Annotated in this window: 9 protein-coding genes; 2 read left to right on the plus strand and 7 right to left on the minus strand. The window is 65.8% G+C overall.

From position 1 onward, the window contains the following. Position 1 precedes the first annotated feature (1 nt). From BM118_RS35350 to BM118_RS35380, 7 genes are all read right to left on the minus strand, one after another. Positions 2-1645 (minus strand): hypothetical protein, encoded by a 1644-nt coding sequence (locus tag BM118_RS35350; RefSeq protein ID WP_177234976.1) that lies wholly within the window; start codon positions 1643-1645, stop codon positions 2-4. Beyond that, positions 1635-2417: a hypothetical protein gene (locus tag BM118_RS35355; protein ID WP_092191962.1), complete on the minus strand. Its 783-nt coding sequence runs from the start codon at positions 2415-2417 to the stop codon at positions 1635-1637. The genes BM118_RS35350 and BM118_RS35355 overlap by 11 nt, the downstream gene beginning before the upstream one ends. 71 nt (positions 2418-2488) lie before the next feature. After that, positions 2489-4372, minus strand: a complete 1884-nt coding sequence (locus BM118_RS35360; RefSeq protein ID WP_092191964.1) for a flagellar protein — start codon at positions 4370-4372, stop codon at positions 2489-2491. A 20-nt stretch (positions 4373-4392) separates the two neighbouring features. After that, a complete protein-coding gene (flgK, locus tag BM118_RS35365; RefSeq protein WP_092191966.1) occupies positions 4393-6276 on the minus strand; it encodes a flagellar hook-associated protein FlgK in 1884 nt (627 codons plus the stop codon). 34 nt (positions 6277-6310) lie between these two features. Next, positions 6311-8584: a flagellar hook-basal body complex protein gene (locus BM118_RS35370; protein WP_092191968.1), complete on the minus strand. Its 2274-nt coding sequence runs from the start codon at positions 8582-8584 to the stop codon at positions 6311-6313. 270 nt (positions 8585-8854) lie between these two features. Then, positions 8855-9367, minus strand: a complete 513-nt coding sequence (gene msrB, locus BM118_RS35375; RefSeq protein WP_092191970.1) for a peptide-methionine (R)-S-oxide reductase MsrB — start codon at positions 9365-9367, stop codon at positions 8855-8857. Between the two features lie 85 nt (positions 9368-9452). After that, positions 9453-10910 carry an NAD(P)/FAD-dependent oxidoreductase gene (locus BM118_RS35380; protein WP_092191972.1) on the minus strand — a complete coding sequence of 486 codons (1458 nt, stop codon included), beginning with the start codon at positions 10908-10910 and terminating at the stop codon, positions 9453-9455. A gap of 195 nt (positions 10911-11105) precedes the next feature. On the opposite strand from BM118_RS35380, the gene BM118_RS35385 reads away from it, so the two are divergent. After that, positions 11106-11642 (plus strand): SixA phosphatase family protein, encoded by a 537-nt coding sequence (locus BM118_RS35385; RefSeq protein ID WP_092191974.1) that lies wholly within the window; start codon positions 11106-11108, stop codon positions 11640-11642. Between the two features lie 71 nt (positions 11643-11713). Beyond that, positions 11714-12139 carry a universal stress protein gene (locus BM118_RS35390; RefSeq protein WP_011088599.1) on the plus strand — a complete coding sequence of 142 codons (426 nt, stop codon included), beginning with the start codon at positions 11714-11716 and terminating at the stop codon, positions 12137-12139. Positions 12140-12857 lie beyond the last annotated feature (718 nt).

A 12857-nucleotide genomic window follows, 5' to 3' on the forward strand; every position in this document is an offset into this window, starting at 1 on the left:
CTTAGACCTCGAGCACAGACTTTCCCGGCGCCGCCGCGGCACGGCCGAGCAGCAGCTCGATCTTCACCAGCACATGGGCGATGCGATCGAGGATATGCTGCAAATTGCGTTGCGCTTGTGCGGCGTCCGCCGACCAGGCTTCGGTGACGAGCCGCGCGCCGACGCACAGCCGCAGCGCGGCCTGCGGCTTGCCGTCGGGCTGGTCAAATCGTACTGGCTGGCCAACGAGGCAGCGTTGCGCGGCAACCTGCCGGTCCGCCGCACTGCCGTCGATGTCGCCGTTCATGTCGTGCGCCAGAGCGCGATGCACGGCGCAGGTCTCGGCGATGGAAACCGGCTTGCCGTCGCGCAGCAGCGTGAACGGAAAGATCGTGGCGTGCGCGAATTCCTCGTCGTCCGTCCCGGACGCTTCGATCGCGGCCGGAACGGCCCGAAGCGACGGAGACAGCGCGATCATGCTGTCGATGCCGGCCGCAAGCTCGGCCAGCGCCTTGGCGCGAAACGCGCCGGACACGGCATAATAGCTGCCGATCTCGCTGAGCGCTGCTTCCCAGCGCAGCCATTGACCGAAATTCGGCCGGCGCTCGAAGCGCGAGCGCAGCCCCGTCCAGGGCTTCGGCCAGTCGCTGCGGCCGGCATAATCGAAGAAGCCCGGCGCGATCTCGCCAATCCGGCCGAGCGAGCGCGACAGGCCTTTCGGCACCAGCAGCGCGCCGCTGAAGGCGGGGCCGCCGAAGAATTTCGAGCCCGTCATCAGCACCATGTAGCCGCGGTCGAGATAGGAGCGCAGCCTACGGCGGCCGAGCCGCGCCTGGCAGGCATCGACGACGATTTGGACCTTGCCGGGCCAGCGGCGCGCGATCTCGTCGAGGCAGGCCACGCTCGGCGCGCGCCAGCCGAGTTTCGAAGAATCCATGATCTGCAACAGAACGCGTCGACCTTGCGCGAGGCTGGCCTCGACCGCGCGCAGTACCGCTTCATCAGCATCCGGGCGCATCGCAATGCCGGGCGCCGTGTCGAGCAGCGGCACCGCGACGCTGTCGCCGGCGAGCCCGGCCACCGCACCGTCCTTGCGCACCGCAAGGCCACTCGCCGTCATCGTGCTGAAATGGTGCCCGCGTGCGGTATGGGGCGTCCCGCTTCCGGTCTGATCCGTGCCGACCACGATCGTCACCGGCGGTGCGCCGAGCACCGCGCGCGCCAGGAACAAGGCGTGAAGTTGGGAGTCGGTGCCGGACGGCGAGAACACGACATCAACGCGCGGCGAGAGCTGGAGATGTCCGCGCAGCTCGTCACGCATGTCCTCGCAACGTGCGTCGAAGGCGACCTCGACCTCGTCGAACAGGCACTTGTGCATCAGCTCTTCGCGCGCCAGCGCGACGCGGTCATAGGCCGCCTGCGAGATCACGGACGCGGTCGAGGAGGCGAAATTCCAGATCTCCGGCTCCGGCGAGGCCGCGCAGCCATAGGCGTTGACGCGGTCTTTCGGATCGAGCGTCAGGCGCGAATCTCCGCCGGAGACCAGCAGCGTGTCGAGCGGCGTGAACAGATCGCGCAAGCGGTAGCGCGAGCCGCCGTCGGACGCCCGCTCCAGCTCTGGCGGACGGGATGCGCCGACGCTCATCCCGAAAGGCTCACGCCGCATCGGCCGCCGCCGCGGGCGCCGGCGCGAATTGCGAGGCGATATCGCCGTGGAATACCGACGGCCCGACATGGTCGAGCGAGCTCTGGATGTCGGCCCAGATCTCGCCGCCGATATCGGTCCAGCGCTTGCAGAAAGCGAAGTCCTCGGAGAGATACGTGCCGGTCGCCGGATCGATCATGCATTCGAACAGCGCGAACCGGTTCTGGCTCGCCGCCAGCGTATCGTGCGAATGCTCGCGGAAGAATTGCAGGCTGGCGTAGTCCGGATGGCGGCACATCGCCTCCAGCACGTGGCGCCGGATCATCAGGAAGCCGGTGCCGGCGTAGCGCACGCGGGTAAAGCCGTTGACCACCACGATGCGGTCGGGGTCCTCGATCTCGAGCACGTAGTCGAGTGAAGCCGCGGGCACATCGGCGCGGCCGGACTCGATCGCGCGCTTCGCCTTGTCCCAGTTGACCCGCTTGATCGGATAGCAGCCGGCGACGACGTCGGCGCCGCATTCGATCAGCCGGAACACCTGCTCCGGCTTGAAGCCGATATCGGCATCGATGAACAGGAAATGCGTCGCCTTGGGATCATCCAGGAACATCGCGGCCAGGTTGGCCCGCGCGCGCGTGATCAGGGCGTCGCCGTCGCGCAGCAGCACCTTGAGCTCGAGATTGGACATGCCGTGCACGGCGCGCTGGAGCGCGAAGATCGAGCTCGCATAGATGCTCGACACCTGCCCGCCGAAGCAAGGCGTGGCCACCACCAGTTGCATCTTGTCCGACATCGACAGCTCCGCCCCGCTCCAATCCTCACCAAGAGGTAAAGAGGCATGGTTAACGGCGCCTTAACGCATCCTTACAGGAACTTGACGAGCGAAAGCTGCGCAAGGTTCGAGGTCACTTGGTAGGACGCCTGGAGCGCATTCTGGAGCGACAGGATCTCGCTCGCGACCTGGTCGGGCGAGGCCGATTCCGCCTGGTCGATGATGGTCTGGAGCTGCGCCTTGGCCTGGGTCTGGCGCGTGCTCGCGTCCTTCATCGTGTTCTGGGCCATCGCGATGTCGGTCTGGATGTCCTCGATACGCTGCTGCCCCGGCTGCTGGGTCAGCGCCTGCGTCACCCGCAGGCTCAGCGCCGAGACCTGCCCGCCCGAATACTGCCCGGTCGGCGAGGTCGAGAACGTCCCGAACACGGCGATCGCCTGCAACTGCCGCCGGATCGCATCCTCGTCGGCCTGCGCGCCATATTGCACCGTGACGGAATCGTCGACCCGCGCCATCGCGGTGGAGCGCGCCGAACCGGGCCCGTCATTGCCCTGATACCATTTCACGGTGTTGGCCGAGCCGTTCACCAGCGTCGTCGCCGAGCTCGCGGGCGAAGAGCCGACGCGCAGCGGCGGCTGCGTCGCGGTGACCGGCGTCGCGCTGAAACCGAGCGAACCCAGCGCGCCCGTATTCGAGCTCGTGATGTTCAGGCTCGCCGCATCGTCGGTGTTGATCGTGATCGAACCGCCATGGATCGTCGACGGCTTCGAAGTCCCCGTGATCGCGTCGATCTTGCTCAGCAGGGTCTGAATGCTGTCGCCGACATTGAGCTGGTTGCCGGTCGCGCCCGAGGCGACGAAAGTGAGCGTGGTGCCGTTGACGGTGATGGTGTCGCCGGCGACGAAGCCCGGCGAGATCGAGTCCGAGGGGCTCGCGCCGGACAGCGCCGTCGCACCGCCGATCGGTGCGGGCGGAGCCGCCTGGTTGCTCTTGGGAGTACCGATCGCAGAGCTGGCCGTGTTGAAGAAATTGTCGCCGGCGGTCACGGCCGACGCCGCCACCAGCGAGGTGTTGGCAAGCTTCTTGATCGCGGTGTTCAGCGCCGTGTTGAGATTCGCGGCGGTATTGTTCGGGTTGACCGGGACGCTTGCATCGATCGCAAAGCTGCCGAGCGGCGTCGGCGTCGCCGTCGACGCCGTCAGGTCGATCTGCTCGGTCGTGCCGTCCGGCAGCGTGAACTGGACGCTCAGCTTGTCGCCATTGCTGGGATTGGTTCCGTTGAGATCGACCGAGAATGACACCGGCGAGCCACTCGGGCCGGTGACGGTCGCGCCCGTCAACGTCGAGGAGACCGCCTTGATCTTGAGCCCGAACGGCGATCCCGCGACGTCCTCCGACACCTGCACCGAGCTGGGCGTCGGCTGTGTCTGCACCAGCCGGCCCATGCCGCTCGCGCCGAGATCGGCGGCCTGGCGCTCCGCCATGACGGTCTTGAAGCCCGCCTGCGTCGTGGTGCCGTTGATGATGTCGCCGGCATCCGCGACCGACTGCGTGTTGAAGGCGGTTCCGGAGAACAGATAGCGGTTGCCCGACTGCGTGTTGAGAACGCCGACCATCGAGCCGAATTGCGCGGCCGCGGTGTTCTGCGCGACCGTCTGTCCGTTGACGTTGAGATCCTGCGCGGTGTTGGCGGAGCCCGTCTGCACCGTGTTGCGGATCGTCGTCAGTGCCTGGAGCGCGGTATTGGCGAGGTTGATGTTGACGTTGACGTTGGTGATCGTGTCGGTATAGGCGGCGATGTTGGAGAGCTGCGCGCGCCCGGCGATCGCAAAGCCCTCGTTGGTGCCCATGCCGGAATAGTTCTGCGACAGCTTGCCGGTCGAGAGCTGCGTCGACAGGTCGGTCAGCTGCTGATTGATGTTGCGGATCTGCGAGCCGAGAACCGACGAGGAGTAGTTGATGCTGCTGATCGACATGTTTCAGAGCCCTGTACTGGTTACACTTGAGCCTGGAGCAACGTGTTCATCATGCCCTGCACCACCGACATCACGTGAGCGTTGGCGGCATAGGCATTCTGAAGCTGGATCAGGTTCGACATCTCCGAGTCCAGGTTGACGCTGGAGGTCGAGTTGAATTTTGCCTGGAGCGTCGAGACCACGACGCTCTGGCCCTGCTGGAGCTGGGTAGCCTGGGTCGCGGCGTTGGCCTGGATGCTCAGGAACTGCTGGAGGTAGTTCGAGACGCTGCCGGTGAAGGGCTGGTTGGCCGAGCCAAGGCCGGTCGTCGGCGAATAGGAGAACACCGCGTTGGTGAGCTGCGAATAGAGATAGTCCGAACGCGTGGTGTCGCCCGCGGGCGTCACCGGCGAGGTGTTGTAGACCGACAGCCGCGTGGGATCGCTGGCCAGCTGCGTGTTCACCGCGATGCGCCCGGCAAGGCCGGTCATCTGCGAGCCCGACGCCGTGATCGCGCCGGTGTAGAGCGCCTGCCCGCCGTCGGTGAAGACCGCCAGTTGCGGGTTGCCCGAGGTCAGCGACGAGATCGTCTTGGTGGTCGAGGCCGAATTGACCTTGGCAAGGCCGGTGTTGTCGTCGGTCACCCGCAGCGTCGTGGCGGTTGCCGGCGCAGGAGCCGCGGAGAACGTCAGGTGCGAGCCTGACAGCGCGGAGTTGAGCGCGGAGGCAATCGCGGCCACGCCGCCGGAGAAGTTGACGCCCACCCGCATCGGATTGGCATTGGTGGCATTCTGGAGCGGCAGCGCCGCCGGATCGGTCACGTTGACCAGCGTGACCTGGCGCTGGGTGTTGGTGGTCGTGTCCGTGTAGGTGATGTTGACCGTGTTGCCCGGCTGCGCACCGGCAACGTCCAGGTCGAACCCGGCCGGCGGGCCGGAGACCGTGCTGCCGGCCGTGGTCTTGTCGGACAGCGCGCTCGACATCGTCGCGGCGAGCTGGTCGATCTGGGTCTGCGCCTGCACCAGCGTCTGGTCGCGCAGCTTGAGGTCGGCCGCGATCTGGCCCGACGAGACCACGTTGTTGGCGACGACGTCGATCTGCGAGCCGTTCGGGAGCTTGATGTTGAACGCGCCGACGCCGGACTTGGCCGGATCGCTGTTGTAGAGCGAGGTCGCCGACAGCGCGCCGGCAGAGACAAAGGAGAATTGCGAGGCGAGCCCGGCGCCGACGAGCTGGATGCCTGTCGTGGTGTAGATGTTGGCCTGGTTCGAACCGTCGGTGGTGACGCGGACGTCGACATATTTCGACAGCGTGTTGATGGCCTGGTCGCGCTGGTCCATCAGCGTCGCGGCGGACGGATCGGTGGCCGACAGGCCCTGGAGCTTGGTGTTGATGTCGGCGATCTGGTTCATCGCCGCGTTGGCCTGCTGCGCCGAGGTGCCGAGATCCTGCTCGACGTTGGAGCGCAGCGACTGAATGCCCTTGGTGGTGACGTTGAGCTGCTGCGCCAGAGCCTGCGCCGCGCCGAGGGCAACCGTCTGCGCCGACGACGAGCCCGCGCTGGTCGACAGCGCCTGCAACGCCGTGGTGAAATTGTTCAGCGCGGTTTCGAGCGTGCCGCTGCCGCCGGGATTGCCATAGACATTCTGAAGCTGCTTCAGGATGTTGGCCGTCTGGTCGGCGTAGCCGCTGCCGCCGGTCTCGGTGCGCAGCTGGTTCAGCACAAAGCTGTCGAGCTCCCGGCTGACGCCGGTCGTCATCGCCGTCGAGCCGAAATCGCCGGTGGTGACCTCGATCTGGTTCGGCGTCTGGACGATGTAACCCGGCGTCTGCGAATTCGCGACGTTCGAGGAAACGATCGAGAGCGCGGCCTGGTTGGCACGCAGACCGCTCATCGCACTGGCGAGGGCTGAACTCAAACCCATATCACTGGCCGCCTTTGGTTACGTCACGCGCCGATCAGCGCAATACGTTCAGGAGGTCCTGCACCATCGAATTCGCCGTCGTGATCACCTTGGTGTTGGCCGAATAGGCCTGCTGGGTCACGATCAGCTTGGTGAACTCGTCGGCGATGTCGGTGTTCGAGCCTTCCAGCGACGAGCCGCTGATGGTGCCCGAAGCGCCGTCGATCGCAGGGCCCGACTGCTCGGTCGCGGCGTAGGCGCCGCCATCGAGCGCCTTGAGGTAGTTGGTGCCGTTGAAGTGCGACAACGAGACCTGCGCGAGGTCGAGGTTCTGGCCGTTGGAGAAAGTGCCGACCACGAGGCCGTTGTTGTTGACGGCAACCGAGCGGAGCTGACCGGCGGCGTAGCCGTTCTGGGTGATGGTGTTGATGGTCACCGCGCCGCTGGTGCTGGCATATTGCGTCAGGCCGCCCTGGGAGATGTTGAAGGCGACCGAGCCGAGCGACTGACCGCTGACGCTGACATTGTTGATGGTGATGCCCGAGCTGCTCGGCGAGGTCAGCGAGCCGTCGGCGGCGAAGGTGAAGGCCTGTCCGGTATTGACCCAGCCGACCGTCGTGCCCGTCGCATTCGGATCGGTCTGGTAGAACAGGTTCCAGGTGTCGGAATGGCCGGTACCCAGCGAGGCGCTGTCGGTCTTGGCCCAACGCATCTGCAGGTTCACCGGCGTGCCGGCGGCATTGTAGGCGGTGACCGCACCGCCACTGATCGATTCCTTGGTGAAGGTGGCGATGTCGTTGCCGATCACGCCGCCGGTGCCGGCGGTGCCGCCGCCGCCGCGGTTCTTGGAGATGGACGACGTGAAGCCGAGCGCAGCGAAGGCGCTGGAGTTGTTGCTGGTCACCGTCAAAGTGGGATTGGCGATACCGGTATTCAGGGTGATCACGCCGTTGCTGATCGAAGAACCGCTCGCACCGCTGAGGTTGTCGATCTTCTGGAGCAAGGTCGCGATGTCGTCAGTGATGTTGATCAGGTTCGGGGTCGCACTGGTAGCACCGGAGGCCACGAAGGTGATCGTATTGGCGGCTCCTGTGCCATTCACCTGGATCGTGTTGCCGACCACGAAGGGCGTCGAGAGGACCTCCGCCCCGCCGGGCGTCGCGCTGCCGCCGAGCTGTGTCGCAGCTGTAATCGCGGGGGTGGACAGCACGTTACCGCCGCGCGTCACGCTGCTGATACCGAGCAAGCTTGCCGCAGTGCCGCCGATCGTGACGTCGGCTGTGGTGTTGGTCGTGATCTGGATGTTACCGCCCGCGGTCATTGTCGCGGTGGCGGGGGCGCCACCGGCGCCCAGGGTGATCGCATTCAGGATGTCCGACATCTTTGCGCCGGTCGGCGAGAGCAGGCCGATCGTGGTGACGCTGCCGGTCGTCGAGGCGCCGGAAACGGTGGCGTCGAAGTTGATGGTCTGGCCGTTGACCGTCAGCGACTTGCCGGCCAGGTTGGTGAGAAGGCTGGTGTTGAGATGTGGGGACACGGCGGAATCGAGCGACGTGGCGCCAGTTGCCGCCGCCGAGGCGCTGTCCAGCAGCGTCACCGTGCCGGTCGCGGTCGTCGCCGTATAGGCCGAGCGCAGATTGCCGGTGGCCGCCGCGCCGGAGACCGTCGCATTCGTATAGGGCGGCGGCGGCGTGCCAATGATCAGCGGGTTGGCGGCGAAATCGGACGGATTCAGGCCGCCGGCCGCCAGCAGCGTGCCGCTCGCCGCGGTCGAGCTCGCCGCCGTGTTCGGCACGCTCGGCAGGTTCGCGGCGTACTGGATCGAGGTGGTCGCCTGGGCCGGGATGAAGTTGTTCTGGAATTTCAGGACTGTCGCCACGTTACCGGTCGGGTTGCCGGTCTTGGGGTCGACCGTGGTGCCCATCAGATAATAGCCGGCGCCGTTGACCAGATTGCCGTTGGCATTGAGCTGGAAGTCGCCGCGGCGGGTGTAGTAGGTGACGCCGCTGAACACCGGAACGTTGTCGACGACGCCGGTCGCCTTCTGGATCGAGAAGAAGCCGTCGCCGGTGATCGCCATGTTGGTGGCGACGGTGGAGGACGAGATCGTGCCCTGCGTGGTGATGGTGGCCTTCGCGTTGGCCGTCACGCCGCCGGCGACCTGCTTGCTCGGGACCGAGGCGTCGGGAATGAGATCGACGAAGCTGGTGCCGATGCCCTTGTAACCGGTGGTGGATGAGTTCGCGATGTTGCCGGAAATGTTCTGAAGCGCGTAGGACTGCGCCTGCAGGCCACCCACCGAGGTGTTCATTGCATCGAAGATACCCATAACTTCGTCTCCAAATCCGATCTCGGCGGCCGGTCGACCAGGGCCGCAGTCGGGGGAGACAGTCGCAAGGGCTATGCCAATGCGGGTATCTCTAAGAAATCAATGACATAAACGAATAGGCCCCGGTCCGATGACCGGGGCACAATTGCCGGGCCGGCAACATTTGCCGGGGCATCGGGTCATTCCGGGGCGGTCCGCAGGACCGAACCCGGAATCTCCGGATTCCGGATTCGATGCTCACGCATCGCTCCGGAATGACTCCAGCGAGACCTACGTCGCCGACGCTGCCGCCGGATGGAAAACCAGCCCGAAACCGTCGATGCAGTAGCGCAATCCGGTCGGCTTCGGACCGTCGTCGAAGACGTGGCCGAGATGGCCGCCGCAGCGCCGGCAATGCACCTCGGTGCGGAGCATGCCGTAGGTGCGGTCCTCGGTCTTGCCGACATTGCCCTCGATCGGCTGGTAGAAGCTCGGCCAACCCGTGCCGCTCTCGAACTTGGTGTCGGACGCAAACAGCGGCAGGTCGCAGCCGGCGCAGGCGAAGATGCCCTTGCGATGTTCCTTCAAGAGCGGGCTTGAGCCCGGCCGCTCGGTGCCGTGATTGCGCAGGATCTCATATTGCTGCGGCGTGAGCTGGGCACGCCATTCGGCCTCCGTCTTCTCGATCTCGAACTTTTCCGCGACCTTCTGGCCGGCCTCGGCGGGCGTTCCTCTCAGCCAGCGGAAGGCCGAAAGGCCGAACAGGCCGGCGACAGTCGTTAGCAGGATGCGGCGGTCAAACATCTCATTCTCCGTGCGGGAGCGTCCACGCCCTGAGATACGGGTTCTAACGGCCGACGTTACACTTCCGGGCGGAGTATTTCTCAACTTATTGCGAGATGCTGCCGTCGTGCGCGGCCGGTTCCACGGCTTCAGTCGCAGGTTTCGGCGACGGGGCCGGCCGCGGCCGCACACCGGGCGGCGGTCGGCGCGGACCGGTGCCGGCGGCCCGGTTGGCTTCGGCCAGCCGCGCCTCGCGTTCCCTGTCCTTGACCCGCGCCCGCTCGCGGTAGCGTGCGAGCGTGCCCGCGGCGGCGGAGCTCGTCCTGCCCCAGATCCCGACCAGTTGACCCGCGACCCGTCCGGTCGCGCCGCCCGCCCAGACCAGCTCGAACGGCGAAAACAGCCGCCAGCGCTCGTCGCCCCACAGGATGCTGCGCGCGATCATCTGCCCGGCCATCGCCGAGGTGTTCATGCCCTGGCGGCCGAACCCGCTCGCCACCCACAGGCCTTTGCGCAACTGGCCGATCTGCGGCATGCCGTGCACGGTCTGGCCGGTGGCGCCGCCGAACATGTCGGTGATCTCGACATCGCCGAACTGGGGGAAGATCGACCGGATCCGCCGCCTGACGCTGCCTGCAAAGCGCTGCGGCCGCGCGGCCCAGGTGGTCTCCGGGCTCTCCCACATCAGCCGGTCGCCGTCGACGATACGGAAATGATCGACGCCGTCGGAATCCATCACCGATCCCTTGAAGGCGATGATCTCGTGCACGCGCTCGCCGAGCGGCGCGGTGATGCCGGCATAGCGCCAGACCGGCAGCAGCGTCTCCGACAGGCGTCTCAACGGCGCGCCGAGATGAATATTGCCTGCGAGCACGATATGCGTGGCGCGCAGCCGCGCCGAGGGCGTGACGATCCGCTTGCGGATGCCGGAATGGTCGATGCTGACCACCGGCGTATCCTCGAAGATACGGGCGCCGGCCCGCCGCGCCAGCGCCGCAAGGCCGTGCACATATTTGCGGCCGTCGACCTGGAATGCCCTGGGATAGTAGACGCCGTGGAAGTAACGATCGGTCTTGAGCATCTCGCGGACGCGATCGGCCTGCCAGCCCTCGACCTCGGTGTCGAAATCCTCGTGCAGCATCTGCAACCGGCTGATCAACCGGTCGCCGGCATCGACGTTGGAGACCTCGAGCACGCCGTCGCTCGGGGCGATCCCCGGCATGTTCTCTTCGGTGGCATTGGCGCGGACCAACTCGGCGCCCTCCTTCGACAGCGTCCACAATTCGCGCGCGTCCTCGAAGCCGATGCGCTCGATCAGCTCGGCGAGCGGCAGCGCAAAGCCCGGCATCACGGTGCCGAGCTGGTTGCCGGAGGCGTTCCAGCCGATATGGCGGCCCTCGAGCACCGCGACGCTGGCCCCGAGCCGGGCCGCCTCCAGCGCGATGGAGAGCCCGGCAAGCCCTGCCCCGATCACGCAGATGTCGGCGTCGAGCTCGAACGACAGCCGCGTACGCTCGCGAAAGCCGGCTTCTTCCTGGGGCACGCTTGTGAAAGTCTCGCTCATATCGTTTTCTTAGAGCATGATCCGGAAAAGTGTGCAGCGGTTTTCCGAAAAGATCATGCTCAAAACAAAGATTTAAAGCGCGATGAGGGTTTGTCCAAATCTCATCACGCTTTAAAGGACCGACCGGGCGCTTGTCACCTTGTCCTCAACCGGCGCCTGTAGATTATTCTGGACGTGTAACGATTCGAGAGTGCCATGCGCCGTTTGATGCTGCTGCGTCACGCCAAGACCGAGACCGACTCGCCGAGCGGCCGTGACCGGGATCGCCGGCTCGACGACCGCGGCCACAAGGATGCCGCCGAGATCGGCGACTGGATCGCCTCCCATCCCCCCTTCCCCGACACCGTGCTGGTGTCGCATGCCGTCCGGGCCCGGCAGACCTGGGACATCGCCTGGAAGACGATGAAGGGCCGCGTCGCCGCGCCCGAGGTCGAGGTCCTGCCGGAACTCTACGGCGCCGATCCCGCGCAGATCCTGGAATCCATTCGCACTGCAACCAACCCGGGCAACCCGAAACGGCTGCTGCTGGTCGGCCACAATCCCGGCATGCACGAGGTCGCCTTGATGCTGATGGGCGGCGGCGATCCGGCCGGCGCCAAGGCGCTCGCCCACAATCTGCCCACCGCGGGGCTTGCGATCTTCGACTTTGACGTCAAGGATTGGGAGGACGTGGCCTACCGCCGCGGCAAGCTGGTGCTGTTCGTCAGCCCCAAGCTGCTCCGATCGGGATGAGACGGGCGGGTGCCGTCTCGACCGGTTGATGCAGCCTGATCCCGAGCTGACTGGAAGATTTGGAGGCGCAGATGTTCAAGTCCATCCTCGTGCCCATCGACCTCGCCGACACCGATCTGGCAAAGCCGGCGATCGCAACCGCGGCAACGCTGTCGCAGACCTGGAGCGGCACGGTGCGCCTGCTCAACGTGCTGCCGATGACGCCGGTGATGCTGGCAGAATACGTGCCGGCCGATTTCGACGAACAGCAGCGCCAGACCTCGGAGGAAGCGCTCGCCATCGTCGCGCGCGAATCCGGCATCGAGGCTTCCCACATCTCCAGCGTGGTCCGCCAGGGCGGCATCTACCACGAGATCCTGGAGGAAGCCGTGCACATGAAGGCCGATCTGATCGTGATGACCTCGCACCGGCCGGCGATGCGCACCTATTTCCTCGGCTCCAATGCCGGTCACGTCGTGCGCTACGCGAAGTGCTCGGTGCTGGTGGTCAGGCACTGAGGGCTGCTCCGTCATTGCGAGCGCAGCGAAGCGGCTCGATCTCGTAGGGTGGGTTAGCCGAAGGCGTAACCCACCACTGTCTCTCTCCGCGGAAGCAGAAGAGGTGGATTACGCCTTCGGCTAATCCACCCTACGCATCTACAAGCCCTTGCGTTGCCCGACGGGCAAAACACGCTAAACCCCGGTCAATCGCCGCTGTCGAAAATATTCCGCTTTACCGAAATTCGGAATTGGCGGATAGTGCGCGCACTCCGGCCCAAGGAAGAGGGGCGTATCGCGATCGTCACGAACGCGGGCCGGGCGGCGGTGGACGCAGGTCACATCGGCGCGAAAGGCTTCGCAGGGCGGGCAACCGTGAGCGAAAGCATCGCGCGCACGACCGGTGTGATCGGCGTACGGCCAAATCGTGTCGTCCTGGCGCCCGGGGTCTGTGCGCCAAGTCTTGCGGTGATGTGTGTCGTCCAACCGGACCGTGCGCATCAGTCATCCGCAAGGCGACGGGGGCAATAGTGCATCGCTCCCCGGGGAGAGCACGACATAAGCCGTTCCAACCATCGCGCAGGGAAGGCCGGGATGTCTCCGGTTGCCCTGTTTCCCGCTGTGCATCGTAGCGCAATCCGCGTTTGGCATGGCGGCCAATGGGAGCCAACCGGCTCCCGGCCTTCCCTGCGCCCTCTTTCATTGGGCGTGACGCGACGAAGCAAAGCTCGGGCGAAAC

Origin of the sequence: Bradyrhizobium sp. cf659, from assembly GCF_900113725.1 — a bacterium.
Lineage (GTDB): Bacteria > Pseudomonadota > Alphaproteobacteria > Rhizobiales > Xanthobacteraceae > Bradyrhizobium.